19 protein-coding genes are annotated in these 19,503 nt (G+C 71.8%); 7 read left to right on the top strand and 12 right to left on the bottom strand.

Annotated features, from left to right (window positions below; genetic code table 11):
* Positions 1 to 3: 3 nt before the first annotated feature.
* The gene (locus BM085_RS15310) at positions 4 to 2,211 is read left to right on the top strand and encodes a hypothetical protein (protein WP_093887661.1); all 2,208 of its coding nucleotides are present in this window, start codon (positions 4 to 6) and stop codon (positions 2,209 to 2,211) included.
* Here BM085_RS15310 and mptB read toward each other — a convergent pair.
* The 3 genes from mptB to BM085_RS15330 form a co-directional block, all read right to left on the bottom strand.
* Positions 2,093 to 3,502: a polyprenol phosphomannose-dependent alpha 1,6 mannosyltransferase MptB gene (mptB, locus tag BM085_RS43025; RefSeq protein ID WP_245789338.1), complete on the bottom strand. Its 1,410-nt coding sequence runs from the start codon at positions 3,500 to 3,502 to the stop codon at positions 2,093 to 2,095. The genes BM085_RS15310 and mptB overlap by 119 nt on opposite strands.
* 108 nt (positions 3,503 to 3,610) lie before the next feature.
* Positions 3,611 to 4,291, bottom strand: a complete 681-nt coding sequence (locus BM085_RS15325; protein ID WP_093887664.1) for a glycosyltransferase family 2 protein — start codon at positions 4,289 to 4,291, stop codon at positions 3,611 to 3,613.
* A complete protein-coding gene (locus tag BM085_RS15330) occupies positions 4,288 to 4,641 on the bottom strand; it encodes an STAS domain-containing protein (protein WP_012886935.1) in 354 nt (117 codons plus the stop codon). Before BM085_RS15330 ends, BM085_RS15325 begins: the two co-directional genes overlap by 4 nt.
* A 284-nt stretch (positions 4,642 to 4,925) precedes the next feature.
* On the opposite strand from BM085_RS15330, the gene BM085_RS15335 reads away from it, so the two are divergent.
* Entirely contained in the window at positions 4,926 to 5,495 is a 570-nt protein-coding gene (locus BM085_RS15335) for a hypothetical protein (protein WP_093887665.1), read from the top strand.
* Positions 5,496 to 5,589: 94 nt separating this feature from the next.
* Here BM085_RS15335 and BM085_RS15340 read toward each other — a convergent pair whose 3' ends face one another.
* Together BM085_RS15340 and BM085_RS15345 are read right to left on the bottom strand one after the other, a co-directional pair.
* Positions 5,590 to 6,717: a sensor histidine kinase gene (locus BM085_RS15340; RefSeq protein WP_093887666.1), complete on the bottom strand. Its 1,128-nt coding sequence runs from the start codon at positions 6,715 to 6,717 to the stop codon at positions 5,590 to 5,592.
* Positions 6,714 to 7,409, bottom strand: coding sequence for a response regulator transcription factor (locus tag BM085_RS15345; RefSeq protein ID WP_093887667.1), 696 nt, complete (start codon positions 7,407 to 7,409; stop codon positions 6,714 to 6,716). Before BM085_RS15345 ends, BM085_RS15340 begins: the two co-directional genes overlap by 4 nt.
* Before the next feature lie 134 nt (positions 7,410 to 7,543).
* On the opposite strand from BM085_RS15345, the gene BM085_RS44410 reads away from it, so the two are divergent.
* Complete coding sequence (locus BM085_RS44410) at positions 7,544 to 7,711, top strand: hypothetical protein (RefSeq protein ID WP_177245114.1); 168 nt, start codon at positions 7,544 to 7,546, stop codon at positions 7,709 to 7,711.
* A 155-nt stretch (positions 7,712 to 7,866) separates the two neighbouring features.
* Here BM085_RS44410 and BM085_RS15350 read toward each other — a convergent pair whose 3' ends face one another.
* Together BM085_RS15350 and BM085_RS15355 are read right to left on the bottom strand one after the other, a co-directional pair.
* Positions 7,867 to 8,322, bottom strand: coding sequence for an ATP-binding protein (locus BM085_RS15350; RefSeq protein WP_093887668.1), 456 nt, complete (start codon positions 8,320 to 8,322; stop codon positions 7,867 to 7,869).
* Between the two features lie 156 nt (positions 8,323 to 8,478).
* Positions 8,479 to 10,401, bottom strand: coding sequence for a PAS domain-containing sensor histidine kinase (locus BM085_RS15355; RefSeq protein WP_093887669.1), 1,923 nt, complete (start codon positions 10,399 to 10,401; stop codon positions 8,479 to 8,481).
* Positions 10,402 to 10,475: 74 nt separating this feature from the next.
* On the opposite strand from BM085_RS15355, the gene BM085_RS15360 reads away from it, so the two are divergent.
* Positions 10,476 to 11,060, top strand: a complete 585-nt coding sequence (locus BM085_RS15360; RefSeq protein WP_086573780.1) for a methylated-DNA--[protein]-cysteine S-methyltransferase — start codon at positions 10,476 to 10,478, stop codon at positions 11,058 to 11,060.
* 131 nt (positions 11,061 to 11,191) lie between these two features.
* Here BM085_RS15360 and BM085_RS15365 read toward each other — a convergent pair whose 3' ends face one another.
* The 4 genes from BM085_RS15365 to BM085_RS15380 form a co-directional block, all read right to left on the bottom strand.
* Positions 11,192 to 12,538, bottom strand: a complete 1,347-nt coding sequence (locus tag BM085_RS15365; RefSeq protein WP_093887670.1) for a purine-cytosine permease family protein — start codon at positions 12,536 to 12,538, stop codon at positions 11,192 to 11,194.
* Between the two features lie 175 nt (positions 12,539 to 12,713).
* Positions 12,714 to 13,046 carry a rhodanese-like domain-containing protein gene (locus tag BM085_RS15370; protein WP_093887671.1) on the bottom strand — a complete coding sequence of 111 codons (333 nt, stop codon included), beginning with the start codon at positions 13,044 to 13,046 and terminating at the stop codon, positions 12,714 to 12,716.
* Between the two features lie 102 nt (positions 13,047 to 13,148).
* On the bottom strand, positions 13,149 to 13,754 hold the full coding sequence (locus tag BM085_RS15375; RefSeq protein WP_093887672.1) for a TenA family protein: 606 nt from the start codon (positions 13,752 to 13,754) through the stop codon (positions 13,149 to 13,151).
* 15 nt (positions 13,755 to 13,769) lie between these two features.
* Positions 13,770 to 14,348 carry a DM13 domain-containing protein gene (locus tag BM085_RS15380; protein ID WP_093887673.1) on the bottom strand — a complete coding sequence of 193 codons (579 nt, stop codon included), beginning with the start codon at positions 14,346 to 14,348 and terminating at the stop codon, positions 13,770 to 13,772.
* Positions 14,349 to 14,457: 109 nt separating this feature from the next.
* Between BM085_RS15380 and BM085_RS15385 the strand changes: the two genes are divergently transcribed.
* Complete coding sequence (locus tag BM085_RS15385; protein WP_093887674.1) at positions 14,458 to 15,117, top strand: GOLPH3/VPS74 family protein; 660 nt, start codon at positions 14,458 to 14,460, stop codon at positions 15,115 to 15,117.
* A gap of 174 nt (positions 15,118 to 15,291) precedes the next feature.
* On the opposite strand, the gene BM085_RS15390 is transcribed toward BM085_RS15385, so the two are convergent.
* Entirely contained in the window at positions 15,292 to 16,263 is a 972-nt protein-coding gene (locus tag BM085_RS15390) for an LCP family protein (protein ID WP_245789339.1), read from the bottom strand.
* A gap of 601 nt (positions 16,264 to 16,864) precedes the next feature.
* On the opposite strand from BM085_RS15390, the gene BM085_RS15395 reads away from it, so the two are divergent.
* Positions 16,865 to 18,310, top strand: coding sequence for a hemolysin family protein (locus BM085_RS15395; RefSeq protein WP_093887676.1), 1,446 nt, complete (start codon positions 16,865 to 16,867; stop codon positions 18,308 to 18,310).
* A complete protein-coding gene (locus BM085_RS15400; RefSeq protein ID WP_093887677.1) occupies positions 18,307 to 19,341 on the top strand; it encodes a hemolysin family protein in 1,035 nt (344 codons plus the stop codon). The genes BM085_RS15395 and BM085_RS15400 overlap by 4 nt, the downstream gene beginning before the upstream one ends.
* Positions 19,342 to 19,503: the final 162 nt, after the last annotated feature.

Genomic DNA, 19,503 nt, shown 5'->3' on the forward strand with positions numbered 1-19,503 from the left:
CGGATGGGCTCAGCACACGAGGACAGGTCACGGCGGGCCCGCCACCGGGCGGTCTGCGTGCTCCTGGCCGCCGTGCTCCTGGCCCTCTCCTACGCCGGTACGGCCGCCGCCTCGGCCCGGTCGCTCCCCGCCAGGGTCGTGGTGGTCGGGGTGCCGGGGCTGCAGTGGAGCGACCTGGACCGGGGCCGGACGCCGAACCTGTGGAAGCTCGTCGAGGGGGGCGGGGCCGCGTCGCTGTCCACCCGGGCGGTGCCGCTGCCCGATCGGGGCGTCACCTGCGAGGTCGCGGGCTGGCTGACCGTCTCCGCCGGGCAGCGGGCGGGAGCTCCCGGGACGGACTGCGCGCCGCCCGCGCCGCCGCTTCCGGCGTCGGACGGCGGGGCGAGCGTGCCTGACTGGCCCGGGTTGGTGACCTACAACACCGAGGAGACCTCCTACAAGCCCGCGCTGGGGCTGCTCGGCCAGCTCGTGGCGGACGCCGGGGGGAAGGTGGCGGCGGCCGGGCCGGGGGCCGCACTCAGCGCCGCCGACAGGTCCGGAAAAGTCGGGAAATATGCGGCGACCATCGACGGGCTCGGCGACCTGGCGCCGTACCGGCTGGTCGTGGTGGAGGCCGCCGATCTCGCGCGGGCCGGGACGGGCCGCGACGGCGGCCCGTCCCCGGCGGGCGGGCAGGACAGGCAGACCGCGGTGGCGGGCGCCGACCGCCGGGTGGGCGCGGTCCTCGACCGGCTCCCGCCGGAGACCACGGTCCTGCTCGGCGGCCTGTCCGACACCTCGGCGGCCCCCCACCTGCACGTGGCCGTCGCCCAGGGCCCGTCCCCCGACGGGGGGCCGTACCCGCACGGCTACCTGACCACCACCTCCACCCGGCAGGACGGGCTGGTCACCAACACCGACCTGACCGCCACCGTGATCGCCCTGCTCGGCCTGGAGACCCCGAACGGCGTCGTGGGCCACGCCTGGCGGAGTGCCGGGCCGAGTGGGGAGCCGGCCGCCGCCATGGTGCGCGACCTCGCCGGCGAGGACCTCGCCAGCCAGGTGCTGCGCAAGGTGCGGGGGCCGTTCTTCACGGTGTTCGTGGCGGTGCAGATCCTGTTCTACCTGCTGGCGGCGGTCGCGATCCGGCGGGGCTGGGGCGGTTCCCGGGCGCTGACGGCCACCCGGGCCGTCGCGGTGGTCAGCGGCGCGATCGCGATCGCGACCTTCCTGGCCCAGCTCGTGCCCTGGTGGAGCCTGCCCGCCCCGATGGCCGCGGTGATCCTGACCATCACCGGCATCGCCTGCGCGATCGCCGGGATCGCCTTCGCCGGGCCGTGGCGGGCGCATGTGCTCGGCCCGCTGACCGTGGTCGCCGGGATCACCTCGCTGGCCCTGCTGGCCGACGTGATGACCGGCTCCAGGCTCCAGGTGAACGCGGTCACCGGCTACGAGCCCGTCACCGGCGGGCGCTTCTACGGCTTCAGCAACATCGCCTTCGCCGTCTACTCCGCCGGGACGATCCTGGCCCTGGCCGGGATCGCCCAGTGGCTGATCTCCCGGGGACGGCGCACGCTCGCGCTGGCGGTCTGCGCGGCCTACGGGCTGTTCGCGGTGTTCGCCGACGGCTGGCCGGCGTGGGGCGCCGACTTCGGCGGGGTTCCGGCGTTCCTGGTCGGGGTGGCCGTCTTCCTGATCCTGCTGTCCGGCAGCCGGGTCTCACCGGTCAAGCTCGGCCTGATCGGCCTGGCCGGCGTCCTGCTCATCGGGGTGATCGCGGTGGCCGACTGGCTCAAGCCCGCCACGCAACGCACCCACCTGGGCTCCTTCGTCCAGCAGGTGCTGGACGGCGAGGCCTGGACCGTCATCGGACGCAAGCTCGGCGCGATGGTCGGGGTCACGGTCGGCAACTGGTCGCTGACCCTGCTGTCGCTGGTCGCGCTGGCGTTCCTCTTCCTGGTGCTGGACCGGCCGTCCCGGTGGGGCGCCTCCGCCCTGGGCCGGGCCTACCTGCTCGCGCCCGCGCTGCGCGCCGGACTGATCGGCGCGCTGGCCTGCGCGCTGATCGGGTTCCTGATGAACGACTCGGGCATCGCGATCCCCGCGATGGCGCTCACGGTCGCGGTGCCGCTGACGCTGGCCGCCTGCGTGCGCGCGCTCCAGCTCTCGCCGCCCAGCACGCCAGAACGAGCGTCAGCGCCAGCAGGGACCACGGCACCACCCGCTCTCTGACGACGGTCCTCAGCCAGAGCAGGTCCTCGGGCCGCATGGCCTCCCTGGCCGGCAGATACCCCAGGGAGAGGATCACCACCCTGGCCACCATGAAGCTCTCCAGCGCGGGCCAGGAGACCATGGCCAGCAGCGCGAAGGCCAGCCCGTCGTACCAGGGCAGCGCGTACGGCGCGGCGAACAGCCAGGCGGCCACCATCACCGCGGCGATCACCGGAGCCGTGTCCCGGGGCGCCGCCCGCAGCATCAGCCAGGCCAGGACCGCCAGCAGGAGCAGTGAACCGGCCTGGATCCAGGCCGAGTACGCGCCGGGCCCGAACGCCTCCTGGAGCCCGGTCTTGACGAGGTGCCACGGCGTGCCGAACGAGACCTTCCTGCTGGCCGCGCCGACCTGGTCGAGGACGTGCGGCCCGGCGAGGCCGTAGATCACCAGCACGGTGGCCGTGGCGGTGCCCGCCACGACGGCGAGCCTGCCGGGCGAGCGGCGCAGCTCCCAGGCCGGGCCCAGCGCGACCAGCCCGGCGTTGAGCTTGACCCCGATCCCCACCCCGAGCAGCAGCCCGGACCCCGCGCCACCGGCCATGAACGCCGCGACCATGCAGGCGACGGCCAGGGTGTCCACGTGCATCCCGGCGGCCAGGTGGTAGACCATCAGCGGGTTGACCGCCCACAGGAGCGCCGCCCGCCGCTGCAGGTCCGCGTCGCCCCTGGTGAACCGGTGCAGCAGCAGCGCGGTCGCGATGAACGCCGCCGCGTTGAACGCCGCCATCACGAACACCGTCAGCCGCACCGAGTCACCCCCGGCGAAACTCGCCAGCGCCTGTACGGCGGTCGCCACCGGGCCGTAGACGCTCGTCACGCCGGTCCACTCCTCCACCGCGCCGGTGACGGGATCGCCGGGCAGCATGGCGGGGGTGACGGCGTAAGGATCCCGGCCGAGCGTGACCAGGCGGCCGTAGGCCGCGTAGTTGAGGTGGTCGGCCGAGCCCGACGGCGGCAGGAGGGCCGCCACCGCGGCGGCCACGCAGCCGGCCACCAGCAGCAGGCGCGGATCCGGCCCCCACCGGGACCGCAGGGCGACGGCGAGCCCGAGCCCGCCCAGCACGATCGCCGCCGCGGCCATGGCGATCACCAGATGGCCGTCGGGGCGCAGGTCCAGGGAGTAGGGCGGCTGCCAGGAGGGGCCGGGCAGCCGGGGCACCATGGCCGAGGGGCCCAGCAGCCCGATCAGGAGCGTCAGCGTGACCGACAGCCCGACGGCCGCGAACGCGACGGCGCCGAGCCCCCGCGGCACGCCGGATACGGGAACCCGCCTCTCATCGACAACCAACGGAACCCGAGTCACCCGCAAATTCCAGCACATCCGGCGCAGTGCCCGGCGCGGCGCGGCCGACAGGAGCGCCTACCGGCGGGCCAGCAGGGCCCGGGCGACGTCACGGAACTGCCTGGCCCGGTGGAGCTGGGCCTTCCAGTCGGTGCCGGTGGCCCGGTGGGACATCTCCACCTCGACCTCCCGCACGCGAAACCCCCTGCGGAGCAGGTCGATCGTGAGAGCGGTCTCCACGCCGAAGCCGTGGGCCAGGGGCCTGGCCGCCTCGAACGCGGCTCTGGTCAGACAGCGCTGGCCGTTGAGCGGCTGGGCGGGCGTCCATCCGGTGGCGCGTTCGATGCCCTCGCGTGCGAGCCTCACCACGAGCCCGTGACCGCCCAGCTTCACGCGGGTGACGAACACGGCGATGGTCATGTCCGCCTCACCTGCCATGACCGGTTTGATCAGGGGCGCGGCCGCGTGCGCGCTCTCGCCCAGGTCGGCGTCGAGGAACAGCAGATGCCGAGGCTCCTCGCCGTCGAACAGGCGCACGGCCTCGGCGCCGCTCTCCATGGCGGCGGCCTTGCCCCGGTTACGGCTGTGCCGCACGACACGGGCCCCGGCGGCCTTGGCCACCCGGCCCGTCTGGTCCGTCGATCCGTCGTCCACGACCATGACGAGATCCACACCGGAGAGCGCCAGGGCCGCGGCCACGGTGGCGCCTATCCGGTCGGCCTCATCCTTGGCGGGGATGATCACCGCTGTTCCGGTCATCCCTTGGGTTCGGCGGTCAGCAGCTTCCCGGGCACCGCCTCGTGCACGGTGAACACCGAGTCGAGACCGGTGACCTGGAGAATCTTGCGTACGGCGGGCCGCGGTGCCGCCAGCTCCAGGGTGCCGCCGCGCTCTTTCAGACGCTTGAGCGCGGACAGTAGCACGTTCATACCGGTGGAGTCACAGAACTCCACCCCGGACATGTCGATGACCACGTAGGTGGTCGGGCTCTCCTGGAGCAGCCGAGTGAACTCGGACTGCAGACCAGGAGCGGTATATAGGTCGATTTCGCCGACAATGGTCATGACGGTGTGCCCGGCATGAGATCGAGTTGAGACTTTTAGCTCCACAGCGGGCACACTAGCGGCGCGAAGGCCGCTGGTCACGTTCTCTCGCCCAACCCGAGTCGTCGGCCCTTTGTCCCCCGTTTCGCCCTCACGGAAACCGTGAGTGCGCGAAACTTGACACTGTGCAACACCGGCTCAGCCGGAAAGGGGGGAGACCCGGAATCTCCCGACCGTCCCTGCGCTACGTCAGTGGCGGCCGTTGAGTAGAAACGGGCTCGAACGCATCAATGAACACCGACCTTCCTGAGGATCCCCAACGGCAGCGACTCCGGGAGCACCTGGAGTCAATGATCACCCGCACCGAGAAGGCCACCTCGTGGCACGATGCGGCCAACTCCCTGCGCAGTCTGGTGAACCGTGAGGGCTACGTCCCGATCAGAACCCGCCTGGCGACCGAGGACCTCGACTTCCTCGAAGGAGCGCGCGAGGAGCTGCTCGGCTTCGCCGCACTCGGGGTCAGGCTTCTCGACCTGCACCAGCCCCGCGACGCGGGCGGCATCACCAGCGACGCGGCGCACCCGATCCTGCGCTGCCGCAGCTGCATGTGGCGGTGGCCGTGCCCGACCTTCCGCGCCATGTCCGAGTCCTTCGGCAGTCCCAGGACCCCCACCTCCTGCCAGCACGTCGAGCCCGATGACGGCGAGAACGACGAGGACGCCCAGGTGACCCTCGTCGTCCCCGGCCGCGCCGAGAGTCCCGGCCAGCCGGAGAGCCCCGGCCGCGCGAAGAAACCCGGCCGAGCCGGAAAGGGCGGCCGGGTCGAAGAAGCCGACCGGCCCGGAGAGGCCGGTCGGGCCGAGGAGGAGATCCGGGTGCTGACGACCCCCCGCAGGGCCGTGGGAGACATGACCGTCTGATCTCGTGCGGGCCTCCCTCCGGCCTGCGAGGAGAACACCCCTCCCGGGAGTCCCGCGGGTCCCGGGAGGGCGCCGCACGGCCGCGCCCCGCTCCTCAGCCGGACAGCGGGAGGCGGATCTCGAAGCGGCAGCCGGGCCCGGTGTTGACGACGTCGATGACCCCCTGGTGCGCCTCGACGATGCCGCGGGCGATCGCCAGGCCGAGCCCGGCCCCCGCACCGTCCGCGCTGGGAGTCCGGGCCGCCTCGCCGCGGAAGGCCACGTCGAACACGCGGGGCAGGTCGTCCGCCGGGATGCCGCCGCAGCAGTCGGCGACCTGCAGGCAGGCCAGGCCGTCCTCCACCAGCGCGCGCACCCGGACCGTGCCGTCGCCCGGGGTGTGCCTGATCGCGTTGACCACCAGGTTGCGCAGGGCCCGGGACAGCTCTCCGGCGTCGGCCTGGACCGGGACCGCCTGGTCGACCTGGCCCGCCAGCCGTACTCCCTTGGCCCGGGCCAGCGGCTCCACTCCGGCCAGAGCGTCGGCGACCAGGTCGCTGAGGCCGATCCGCTGCCGGGACAGGCGCAGCGCCCCCGCGTGGATCCTGGAGAGCTCGAACAGGTCGCCCACCATGCCCGACAGCCGTTCCACCTCCAGGCGGATCTGCGTGTGATAGCGGCGCACGGTCTCCGGGTCGGCGACCACGCCGTCCTCCAGGGCCTCGGCCATGGCCCGCATGCCGGCCAGCGGGGTGCGCAGGTCGTGGCTGACCCAGGCGACGAGCTCGCGGCGGGCGCTCTCCAGGGCGCGTTCGCGTTCGTGGCCCAGACGGAGGCGCTCATATGCCTCCTCCAGGGTCCTGGCGATGGTGTCGAGCTCGGCGGGGAGACCAGGGGGCGGGGTGAACTCGCCCGAGGACGGGACGGCGCGCACGGCCGCGACGAGCTTGCGGCTGGCCGCCACGACGCGGCGGGCGAGCACCGTCGCGACCCCCAGCCCGACCAGGCCACCGACCGCGACCACGCTGAGCACGATGTCCCTGGGCGTGCCCTCGATGATCATTTTCAGGGTGACGGCGACCACGCCCCCCACCGTGGCCAGGACGGTCACCACGGCGACCACCGCGAGCATCACCCCGATCGACCGCTCCCGCAGCAGCCGCATCGCGCCGAGCCCCGCCAGCGCGACCAGCAGGCCGAGCCCCGCCGTGACGGCGACGATGAGCAGGATCTCGGGGATCACGGCTGCGTCAGGGGTTCGTAGCGGTAGCCGACGCCCCAGACCGTGACGATGCGCCGGGGGGCGGTCGGGTCCGGCTCGATCTTCTCGCGGAGGCGGCGGACGTGGACGGTCACCGTGGAGGAGTCGCCGAAGGACCAGCCCCAGACCTGGTCGAGCAGGGCGGAGCGGCTGAAGGCCTGGCGGGGGTTGCGCATGAGATGGGCCAGGAGGTCGAACTCACGGGCGGTCAGCGTGATCCGGTCGTCGCCGAGCCGTACCTCGTGGGCGCCGACGTCGACCACGAGGGTGTCGTCCCTGAGCACGCCGGTTCCGGCGGGCACCGAGGCGCCGCGCGCCCGCCGCAGCACGGACTGGACGCGCAGGGCCAGCTCCCGGGGGCTGAACGGTTTGGTGACGTAGTCGTCGGCGCCGGTCTCCAGACCGACGACCCGGTCGATCTCCTCTCCCAGGGCGGTCAGCATGATCACCGGAACCGGCCAGCGCTCCCTGAGCTTCTTGCAGACCTGGAGCCCGTCCATCTTCGGCAGCATGAGGTCGAGCACCAGCAGGTCCGGCGGGTTGGACAGCGCGCGCCTGAGCGCTTCGGCGCCGTCTCCGACGCACTCGACCACGTGGCCGTCGCGTTCCAGGTAGCGGGCCACGACCTCGGCCACCGTCGGGTCGTCGTCGACCACCAGAATCCGCGCGCTCATGTTTCCCACGGTAGGCCCGGCGGTGGCCGATCCCTATGCGCGTCACCACTCCGTAAGCACTGGACCACTCCGTAAGCACTGGATCGTTATGGTTCCCCCTCCCGCCGGGCCGGTCCCGGACGTACGGTGGGATCATGAGTCGTACCGTCATGACAGTCCTGGGCGTCGTCCTCGCGCTCTACGTCGTGTTCGGGCTCGTGCTGCCCGCCCTGTTCGGACTGTTCAAGTTCCTGATCGTGCTGGCGCTGGTGGCCTTCGTGGTCGTCGCCGTGGTCACGGTCGCAGGCAAGTTCGCCAAGTGAGCGTGCCGCTCGCCCTCCAGACGCTGCCTGTCTGGAGGTTCGACGGCGGCGGGGCCGTGTCGGCGCCCGCGTAGAGCACCGCTGTATCGCGCGGCGCCCGCCATGAGGTGATCGGGACCTTGCCCCGCTTCACCGGGAGTGAAGCGGGACAGGACCTATCCGCATTCCCGCAGGGCGATTTCGGGGATGGAAACCTGACCGTTACCGTTACTCACAGTGCTGACAGTTGTCACCACAGCCCAGACAGTGGTGATCTCACCGTCGTGTCTGACCCCCCACTTCGCGGCCAGATACTCGACGATGCCGAGGCCCCTGCCCCCCAGAGAGGAGAGCGTGGGCCGACCGGCCCTTGGCTCGGTGGCGGCTCCTCCGTCACTCACCGCGACCTCGACATGTCCGTCAGTCCAGCGCCACGCCACCCTGATCTGACCGGACGGTAAAGGATGTGCGTGCCGGAGCGCGTTGCTCAGCAGCTCGCTCACCACGAGGACCGCATCATCTATCGCGGTCTCGTAGACCCCCCATTCCTGCAGGTCAGAGCAGAGGCGTTGGCGTGCGACAGCGACGCTGGACGGTGCATACGGCAACAACACGACGCTCGACGCACTCACCTCCCCGTATCCCTGTTCCCCCTGAGGAACACACCCCAGTACGACCGAAATGCCCCGTTAGATGGTCTTAGAAACCGAGCGCCAATTACAGCTTGTGCACATTCGACAATAGATCAGCTCATCCGTTACCGGGTCGTTACCGCAGCGGCGTGTCACTTAGGTAAGGGCGCCTGGCGTGTCGGCAATGCGCAGGGCCAGCCGCATGCGGGTGCCGCCCCCCGGGCGGGGGTGCGCCGACACCTCGGCTCCCTGGGCCTGGGCCAGGCTGCGCACGATGTAGAGACCGAGGCCGACCCCGCCGAACCGGCGGCGGTCGCCGCTGTCTCCCTGGACGAAGCGTTCGAAGACGCGCTCCCTGCTGGCCGGGTCGATGCCCACGCCCTCGTCGTCCACGACCACCACCACCCGCTCGCCGGCCGCCCAGGCCTCGACCCTGATGAGCCCGCCGTCCGGCGAATACTTGAACGCGTTCTCCAGGAGCTGGCCGAGCATGATGTCGGTGGCGAGCGCGTCGCCGGAGACCGAGGGCAGATCCTCGGGGATGCTCACCTCGACCCGGTGCAGGTCCGACAGGACCGGCAGGCCCAGCGTGGCGGCCCGGAGCAGCTCGCCGAGGTCGAACCCCTCGATCCTGAGGGTGAGCTCACCCGCCCCGGCGCGGGAGCCCAGCAGCAGGTGGTCCATGAGCTGGCCGAGGGAGCGCGCCCGCTCGGCGATGGTGTGCACGGCCGCGCGCCGCTCGGCGTCGGTCATGTTGTCCCAGCGCGAGTCGAGCGTGCCGGCGAAGCCGCGGACCACCGTGATCGGGGTGCGCAGCTCATGACTGGTGGTGGCGAGGAAGAGATCCTTGGCCTCCTCCAGCTCCTTGGCCCGGGTGATGTCGCGGAAGTCGACCACGATCTCGCCCGTCTCCACGATCTCGGCGCAGAGCACGTCCAGCCAGGCGCCCGAGGGCAGCTGAAGGGTGAGCTTGTCGCCCGGCTCGGGCAGCTGGAACGGCGGCGGCCCGCCGATCACCTCGGCCGCGTGGAAGCCCGTCAGCTCGGTGGCGGCCGGGTTCCACTGGATGACCCGGCCCGCGCCGTCGAGGACCGCGATGCCGTCGGCGCTGGCGTCGAACACGGCCCGCTCGTGGGCGCGCTGCCGTACGGCCTCCTGGTAGGCCATGGCGTTGGCGACGGCGATCCCGGCGTGCCCGGCGAGCAGTTCGAGCAGCTCCAGCTCCACATGGCCGGCCTTGCGCTTGGCGAACAGGGCGTACAGCGCGCCGTACGGCCGGCCGCCCACCGCGGCGACGCCCAGCGCGATGGTGTGCAGACCGGGGAGCTGCGACCAGATCAGCTCGTCCAGCCGGGCCTGGTCGCCGGTCTCCAGCATCACGGTCCTGCCGGTGCGCAGGAGCTTGCCGACCAGGCTCGTGCGGAGGTCCGCGGTGGAGTCGCGCAGCGAGTCGGGGAGCCGGTGGCTGGCCACGAGGCGGACCCGGTCGCCCTCGATGAGCACGAACCCGCCCGCGTCGGCCCCCGTCAGCTCGGCGAGGCTGGCCGCGATCCGGTCGAGCACGGCGGGCAGCTCCCGCTCCGCGTTGATGTCCGCGACCACGTCGGTGAGCCTGCGGACGAGCTGCGCCCGGCGGGCCACCCGGTCGTGGGCGGTCTCGTCGTCCTGGGCCAGGTGGTAGACGCTGACGTAGCCGAGCAGGACCCCCGCCTCGGAGCGCAGCGCGCTGGTGTCCACCCGGACGTCGATCAGGCTGCCGTCCCGGCGGAACCGCTTGGTCCGCAGCGAGACCTGGCCGCCGGTGCGGACCCGTTCCAGGACCGCGTTGTGCTCGGCCGTCAGCTCCTCGGGGACCAGCGGGGCCCGGCGGCCGAGCAGCTCCCCGGCGGGCCAGCCGAACAGCCGCTCGGCGGCGGGATTCCACGTCAGGACCGCCTGATCCCGGTCGAGGGCGACGATCGCGTTGGGCGCGCCGGCGATGACCGCACGGCCGATGCCGTCGTCACTGGCGGCCCTGTTGTCACCCACGCATCCATAGTGCCGCTTCAACCAGCCTGATCTTGGCACTTTCGTCCGCATGTGCTGACACTCGTTGGGGTGATCCGTCCGATACGCTGCGGTCACCACACACCTGGATACGAAAGGGTGGGGCCATGTCATCCGGTGACATCGACGCACTGCTACGGGTGACCTCGCCCGACTACATAGGGAAAACCCATCCCGACATCGCGTTCGGCACCTTGGACGGCCCGGTGGGGCGGCTCATCCTGGCGGTGACCAACCGCGGCGTCGTGGCGTGCAGCTACGAGGACGAGAACGTCGTCTTCGAGCGCGTCAGCCGGGAGATCGGATCGTTCATCGGGCCGGACCCACGGCGGCTCGACCCGGTCCGCAGGGAGCTGGACGCCTACTTCTCCGGGCGGCTGCGCGCCTTCACCATCACGGCGGACCTGCGGCTGGCGACCTCTTTCGCCAGGACCGTGCTGCAGATGATGATCGCCGTGCCGTACGGAACGGTGACCACCTACCGCGAGATCGCCGAGCGGATCGGCAGGCCGCGGGCGCTGCGCGCGGTCGGCAACGCGCTGGGGAGCAACCCCGTCTGCGTGGTCGTGCCCTGCCACCGGGTGGTCGAGAGCGAGGCCGTCCTCGGCGGTTACGCGGGGGGCGCGACCGCCAAGGAGCGACTGCTGCGTGTCGAGGGAGCCAACGGGAGCCGCTCGCCCGGGGGCTCGTAGGCCGCGTTCACGAGGACTCCGCACGCCCGCGGCCGGCCCGGCCGCGGCTCACCCGGCCGTGACCGACACGTCCGCGGCCGACCGGGCCGTGCCTCACCCTGCCGTGGCCGGTGCGGCCGTGGCGCGCCGGATCACCTGCGGCGGCGGAGCGCGCCGAGGCCGAGGGTGATCAGGCCCGCGACCAGGAACGCGCCGACCGCCGAGCTCATCCACGGCTGCGGGGTGAAGCCGACGGCCTGCCGGATTCCGTTCCAGATCGCCGCCCACCACGACACCGCCGAGGGCGCGGCGAGCAGCCACCAGGTGACGAAGCCGAGCACCCACGGGATCACCATGAGCCAGCGGGAGGGCGCGTTCTCGGAGGTGTCCCAGTCCCTGCCGCGGCCGAGCAGGAAGTAGTCGACCGCCAGCACGCCGAGCATCGGCACGAACACCGCGCCGATGATGCCGAGGAACGCCCCGTAGGAGTTGACGTCGACGACGAGGGCGACGCCGGTGGTCAGCACGCCGATGGCCACGGAGAAGATCCGGCGGTCCACCCGCGGCATCAGGTTCTGCAGCGACATCGCCGTGGAGTAGACGTTCGCGAACGACTGGTCGGTCTCGCGCAGCACCAGGATGCCGAAGAACAGCGCCCCGAGCGGGGCCGCCACGAACGGCGCGAACACGGCCGTCGGCTGGTCGGCCACCGCGCCGTGACCGGCGAGCGCGACCGCGTAGACGCCGACGGCCAGGCAGGCCACCTGGGCGATGGTGTAGCCGCCGACGACGCCGCCGAACGCCGCGCGGCTGGAGCGCGAGTGCCGCGCGTAGTCCGCCGCGACCGGCACCCACGACACCGACAGGGCGATGACGAAGTCCACGGCCGATGCGAAGGCGTCCCAGGAGCCACCGGTCTGGGCGGGGGTGTCGCGCAGGAAGACCACCGCGAACCAGGCGACCGAGATGACCACGCCGACCGTGACGAAGCGCCGCAGCAGCCTGATCGCGCCCAGCGGGTAGATGGTCAGCGCCGTCGTCAGGACTCCGGCCGCGATCGCCCAGACCGGATAGGGGACGGAGGCGCCGAAGATCGCCTGGGCGCCCATGGCGACGACCCACAGCTCGAACGCGCCCCAGCCGATCATCTGGATGATGTTGAGCACGGTCGGGACGGCGGAGAGCCGCGCGCCGAACAGCCCGCGCAGCAGCACCATCGCGGGCTGGCCGGTCTGCGCCCCGGGCACCGCGGCGAGACCGACCATCGCGGTGCCGATGAGGCTGCCGACGAGGGAGGCGACCAGCGCCGCGGTGAAGGTGAGCGGGTTGTCGTCGCCCAGCGGGTTGATCAGGAAAAGCGCGAAGGAGAAGCCGAGCAGGCTGACGCCCAGATTGGCCCAGAACGCGCTCTGGTCGAGCGCGCCGAGGGTCTTCGGCGGAGCCTGGTCGAGAGTGAGGGGGGCCTCGGCATGCTTGGCATCGATGACGTCAGACGTCATGAAACGCTCCCTACGCCGGCATTACCCGGACAGGTTCATGCGGTCGGCGGCGCGTCGGAAGGGGCATATGCCCCTTTGTCCGATTCCGCCCTCTCAGCCCGGTTCCGCCCGAGCTCCCGCGATAGATAATTCGCCCCGAATTATGTCATTTCTTCCCTTCTTCGCAAGGGCCGGGTCAGGCGACGAACGGATCCTGCCCGCTCTCGCTGACCATGGGCCGGCCGGCGACCTCCCAGGACTGCATGCCGCCGCCCACGTTGATCGCGTCCCAGCCGACGTGGCCGAGCCAGGCCGCGGCGTGGGCGGAACGGCTGCCGGCGCGGCAGACCACGTAGACCGGCGCGCCCTTGGGCACCTCGCCGGCCCGGGCCTGCAGCTCGCCGAGCGGGATGTGGACGGCCGTGGGCGCGTGCCCGGCCCGCCACTCGTCGTTCTCTCTCACATCAAGCAGGAACGCGCCATCCGGCACGTCCCGCACCTCGACCTCAGGAACACTCATGGCATCCATTCTTTCAAGTCCGTCACCAGATGGGGCGCAAAGCGGCTGGACCGCCCGCAACCTCATCAACATATGCGCGCAGGCGCTCGTGAGCGGACTCGACCGGCCAGGTCAGGGCACGTCCCAGAAGGCGAGCTCGTGGGCCATCCCCTCGGTGAACAGTGCCCTGGCCCTGCCGAGGTCCGGCACGGCCTCGTCGATCATCACGGCGATGCGCTCGGTCAGCTCGGCGAAGCCGGGATGCGCGTAGGTGTCGACCCAGGCACGGTAGCGCGGCTCGGCCGGAGGGTTCTCGGCGAGGACGCGGCCGAGGGTGGAGTAACCCCACATGCAGGGGTAGAGCGCGGCCAGGCCGTCGGCGTAGTCCGCAGCGGAGTCGAGCAGGAATGAGGTGTAGGCGGCGCAGGCCGGCCCCTTCCTCGCTCCGTCGAGGTCGGCGCCGAACTCGGCCGACAGGGACCGGTGCAGGTTCAGCTCCTCGTGGAAGGTGGCGTGGGCCAGGTCCACCAGGTCGCCCAGGTGCCCGTCCGGGGCCTGCCAGGCCAGCCGGGAGAACACCCGCACGTAGTCGAGGAGGAACAGGTAGTCCTGCTCCAGCCACGACCGGAACACCGGCTCCGGCAGATTCCCCTCGGCGATCCCCACCACCGTCGGGTGGGCGAGCTGCGCCTCGACGAGCGGACGGCCAATGGCATGGAGTTCTGCAGAAATGCTCATAAGCCGAGCATTGTCTCAGTTCAGGGCGGCCGCACCGAAGGAGACTCCGAAACGCCTGCACCAGATGGTGGCGGTCTTCAGGCTGTCCAGGTCGGCCCCGGCCGGGATGGCGTAGTTGGCGTTGCCCCTGTTGCCCTTGAGCTCGCCCAGTTCGAGGTGCTCGCCGTCGTCGAGGTTGAACCACCCGGCCCTGCCCTCCTTGACGGGCTGGTCGCTCAGCCAGACCCGGAGGTCGGGGCCGTCGGAGGTCGCCAGGCCCTCGATCCTGAGCACCCGGCTGCCGTCGGCCAGCTCCAGCACCCTGGCCCTGCCCTCGGTGCTGTGCTCGTGCGAGACGAACGTGCCCGCGGCCAGGGTCCTGGGACCCTCCGCGGCCTTCGCCCGCCCGTCCGGCGACCGGGTGGCCGTGGTCCGCCCGCCCGTCTCCGGGGTCGCCCCCGGGGTCGCCGCGGCGACCGGCACGGCCTCGTCCACCTCGACCGTGGTGAACACGCGCCAGGGCTGGAACAGGTACAGGGCGACGCCGAGCGCGACGGCGCCCAGCGTCATGACCGCCCAGGCGGCCGGGTGACGGAGCAGTCTCCTGATACGCATGATGTCCTCCGGGCCCTGTGATCGTCACGATGTCGCGGGCCTTGGGGCGAAGGTATCCCGGATACCCGCCACCAGCGCTTACGTAGTGCTTACGGCATAAAGTCGGGACATGACGACCATCATCGCCGAGGAAGTCCTCCTGCTCGCCTACAGCGAGGTGGAGGGCAGACAACTGATCGGCTCATCGGAACTCGACGCCGCGCTCGGCGGCGCCCTGCTGGCGGAGCTGGCCATCAACCGCCGGATCGACCTGGCCGACAAGAAGGTCACCGTCCTGGATCCCACGCCCCTCGGCGACGATGAACTGGACGCGACGCTGGCCCGGATCGCCGGGGAGCCGAAGGAGCGCAAGCCCGACTGGTGGGTCTACAAGCTCCACTCGGCCAAACTCCGCAAGCGCCTGCTCTCCCGTCTGGCCGAGCGGGGCGTGCTGAGCGAGGAGCCGCGCAAGATCCTCGGGATCTTCCCCAGCACCCGCTACCCGGAGCGTGACCCCCGCGTCGAGCAGGGCATCCGTGCGGGCGTCCAGAGCGTGCTGTCCGGGAGCACCCCCGACGAGCGGACGGCCGTGCTGATCGCCGTCCTGCACGCGGCCAAGATCGACCGTAAGGCGTTCCCCGGCGCGAGCAAGGAGCGCGTCAAGGAGATCACCGAGGGCGAGTGGGCCGGCGCGGCCGTCGCCAAGACCATCGCCGCCGTCAACTCCGCCGTCATGACCGCGGTGATCGCCGGATCCATCGCCGCGAGCACCGCCGGCACGAGCGGCTGAGACGCCGGCGTCCGGCGCCCCGCCGCCGACACGGCGGGGCCCGGCGGGCGTTCCGGCCGGGCCTCCGCCTGCCGGGGCACCGGCGGAGCGGCGAGGCCCCCCGCGCCCTCCGGCCGTGCCGCGACCCGCCGAGACGCCGCCGGGCGGAGGCTCCGGCGGCCTCCGGCCAGGCCGCTACTTGCCGAGGGCGTCCTTGGGGACCGGTTTGTCCTGGGCCAGGGCGTCGAACATGCGCAGGGCCTTGGCCGTGTCCCACTTGACGACCGCCTGCCCGCCGATGGTCGGCAGGGAGCCGACCGGGACGACCGTGGTCACCGGGTTGTCGCCCATCGCGAGGCCGAGGGAGAGCAGGTCGAAGGCACCGCTCTCCTCCCCGACGGCCACCGAGTCGGTGGCGCTCAACGCGAGGGGGACGGAGCGGAAGGGATTGATCAGGACTCCGGGGCTGGCCGCCTTCTTCACCACCGCGGAGAAGAACTGGCGCTGGCGCTGGGTCCGGTCGAAGTCGGGGATGGCGCCGGTGGCGCGGGTGCGGACGTAGCCGAGGGCCGTGCCACCGTCCATCGTCTGCAGGCCCTTCTTCAGGTCGATGCCCGCCTTGGGGTCCTTGATGGCCTGCTTGACGTTGATCTCGACCCCGCCGATGGCGTCCACGATGCCCACGAAGCCGCCGAAGCCGATCTCCATGTAGTGGTCGATCCGGAGCCCGGTGACCTTCTCCACGGTCTTGGCGAGGAGCTTGGGGCCGCCGTCCTGGTAGGCGTAGGCGGCGTTGAGCTTGCCGCTGCCGTGGCCGTCGATCGGCACGTAGGAGTCACGCGGGAGGCTGACCAGGGTCGGGCGGTCGCCGGTGTCGGGGATGTGCAGCAGCATCATCGTGTCGGTCCGGCGGCCGACGGAGCTGCCGGTGGCGAGTTTCCTGCGCTGGGCCTTGGTCAGGCCGGCGCGGCTGTCGGAGCCGACCAGCAGCCAGTTGGTGCCGGGGGTGTCCGCGGGACGGCCGTCGTAGTCGGTGAGCGCCTCGATCCGGTGCAGCCGCGAATTGATCACGAAGTATCCGCCGACGGCGAGCACCAGCAGCACGACGAGCAGGCCGATGAGGATCCGCACGATCAGCCTGCCCGGCCGCTTCGGGCGCCAGGTCATGCTCGGCATCCGGGTCCCGCCTTTCCCTCCGGAGGAGCCGCCGGAGGACCCATCGGGGGATCCGGCGGGAGGAGCGCTCTCACCGGGGAGCGGCCTGACCGGGCCGGAGCCCTCCCTGGCCTTGCCGTACACCCGTGAGGTCGGCCGAGGTCGCGTGTCGTCGGCCGGCGCCTGCCCGGCGGACCCCGCCGCCGACCGGCCCCGTCCCTGCGCCGGGTAGGCGGGCTGCCCCGCCGCCCGGGGCGGCGGGGGCTGGGGCGATCGCAACGCGCGTGTGCGATCGTCGTCTTCCGGCCAGTCACCCACGTCGTCTCCCCGCCACTTCTTGAACCCACGATGAGAACGTCATTATCGACGCTACGTCGTGGCCCCGTCGCGCGCCGACGCCGCGTCAAGGTTTCCCTATGTAAATGTACGCAGATGGGTACTTAGCAACCAACGAAGTGATCGTTGGCCGATCTGGAAACATCGACCCCCACATGGATCGTTACGGTAAGGGACGTCCCCTACGCGAAAGGATGATCGTGTCCACTCCGGACTCATGGAGTACCTGCCCGTGCGCATGCACGGGAACCGATGACTCAACCGGGAGAGCCGCCCGGTGAACACGGCTCTCGGCCTGCTGGCCGTACTGCTCCTCACTCTTGCCACCGGTTACTTCGTCGCCCAGGAGTTCGCCTTCGTCGCCGCCGACCGCGGCGTGCTGCGCGAACAGGCCGAAGCCGGTGACGCGGCGGCCAAGCGCGCACTGGAGGTGACGGGGCGCCTGTCGTTCATGCTGTCGGGCGCGCAGCTCGGCATCACCGTGACCGCGCTGCTCGTCGGCTTCATCGCCGAGCCCGCCATCGCCACGGTCATCCGTCCGGGCCTGGAGGCCGCCGGCGTGCCGGAGGCGGCGGTCCCGGGCATCGCGGTGGCGCTGGCCGTCGCGGTCGCCACCGTCGTCCAGATGGTGCTCGGCGAGCTCGCTCCCAAGAACCTGGGCATCGCCCGTCCCGAGCCGGTGGCCAAGTTCCTCTCCGGCTCGACCATCGTCTACCTCAAAATCGCCGGGCCCGTCATCCGGCTGTTCGACTCCGCCGCCACGGGCCTGCTGCGCCGGGTGGGCGTGGAGCCCGTGGAGGAGGTCGAGCACGGCGCCAGCCCCGAGGAGCTGTCGCGGATCATCTCCGAGTCGGCCACGGCCGGCGACCTTCCCCCGCGGCTCTCGGAGCTGCTGGAGCGGGCGCTGGAGTTCGGCGACCGCACCGCCGAGGACGTCATGGTGCCGCGCCCCCGTGTGGTGCTGCTCCGGGTCGAACGCCCGATCTCCGACCTGCTCGACGCCGTCCGCGAGCACGGCCACTCCCGGTACCCGGTGCTCCGCAAGGACAACGGCGAGGACGTGGTCGGCGTCACCGGCGTACGGGAGCTGCTCAGGTCCGGCCTGACCGAGGGCCCGCTGGAGAAGATCACCCGCCCCGCGCTGCTGGTCCCCGACTCGCTGCCGCTCCCGGTCGTGCTGGAGCGCATGCGCGCCGCCGGCGACGACCTGGCCTGCGTCATCGACGAGTACGGCGGGCTCGCCGGCGTGGTCACCGTCGAGGACCTCGCCGAGGAGCTCGTCGGCGAGCTGATCGACGAGAACGACCCCGAGCCCGCCGGAGTCGTCGCCAACGACGACGGCACCTGGAACCTGCCCGGCACGCTCCGGCTCGACGAGGTCGAGCGGGCGACCAAGCTGGAACTCCCCGAGAGCGACGGCTACGAGACCATCGCCGGCCTGGTGCTCGCCACCCTCGGCCGGATGGCCGAGCCCGGCGACCAGGTCACCGTCACGCTGACCCTTGAGACCGACCTGCTGGAGAACGACAGCGTCGACGAGACCGACGCGGTGCTCACCGTGCTGTCGGTGCACCGCAGGGTCCCCGAGTGGGTACGGCTGGCGCCGGCGGCCGCGGCGGGGGTCCCCGAGAAGAACGGCGAGCACGCGATGGCCGCGCCGCGGATGATCGGCCGCGGCGCCGACAGACCCATGATCGAGCGAAGCGCGGTGGACGGACGATGAGCACCACAGGAGCCCTGCTGCTCGGCGTGGCCCTGCTGATCGGCAACGCCTTCTTCGTCGCCGCCGAGTTCGCGGTCATCTCGGCCCGCAGGCACCGCCTGGAGGAGCTCGCGGGCAAGGGCGGCCGGTTGACCCGGGTCTCGGCCCGCGCCGCCGTGCGCGGCGGCAGGGAGCTCTCCCTGATGCTCGCCGGGGCCCAGCTCGGCATCACGCTGTGCTCGCTCGGGCTGGGCATGGTGACCGAGCCGGCCATCGAGCACCTGCTGGAGCCGGTCTTCGCGCTGGTCGGCCTGCCCGAGTCGCTGCAGGTCCCCATCTCGCTGGTGATCGCGCTGGCGCTGGTCACCTTCCTGCACATGGTGATCGGGGAGATGGCCCCCAAGTCGTGGGCGCTGACCCACCCGGAGACCGCGGCGATGAGCCTGGCGCTGCCGTTCCGCGGCTTCACCTGGCTGGTCCGGCCGGTGCTGTCCTCCCTCAACGGGCTGACCAACGCGCTGCTGAGGGTGTTCGGCGTGCACGCCAGGGACGAGCTGGCCACCACCAGGACCCCGGTCCAGCTCGCCATGCTGGTCGGCGAGTCCGGCCGGATGGGCCTGCTCGACCGGGACGAGCACGACCTGCTCACGCGGGCCCTGCGGGTCCACCAGCAGCCGGTCGAACGCCTGATGCTGCCCATCGGGGAGGCCACCTGCGTGCCCGGGGACGCCACCGAGGCCCAGGTGCGCCACGCGGCCGCCGACAGCGGGCACCTGCGCCTGCTGGTCAACTCCGGCAGGCCGACTGACGTCCTGGGCGTGCTGCACGTCAGAGACGTCCTGGTCCGGCCCGGCGCGAGCCCGGCGGAGCTGGCCCGGCCGGTGCCCCGGCTGGGGAAGAACACGACGATCCCCGAGGCGGTCTCCGTCCTCCAGGAGGCCCACGCCCACGTGGGCCTCGTCACGGACGGCGGCGGCGAGGTGGCCGGCATGGTGAGTCTCACCGACCTGCTCGGCGAGCTTCTGGACGTCCGGATCCTCGCCGCGCGCTAGCTGTAGTGCCCCGTGAGGTCAGGCACGCGGCCGGCGGGGCGAGCGGACGGGCCGGGGGAGAAACTTCCCCCGGCCCGATTTCTCTGTCAGCGTAATCGAATTCATGATCGACCGATTTCCTGCAAGTGCCCGGAAAGCGACCGGCAAGCGCGGGTGACTAGA

This window comes from Streptosporangium canum (assembly GCF_900113865.1).
In the GTDB taxonomy this organism is placed as follows: Bacteria; Actinomycetota; Actinomycetes; order Streptosporangiales; family Streptosporangiaceae; genus Streptosporangium; species Streptosporangium canum.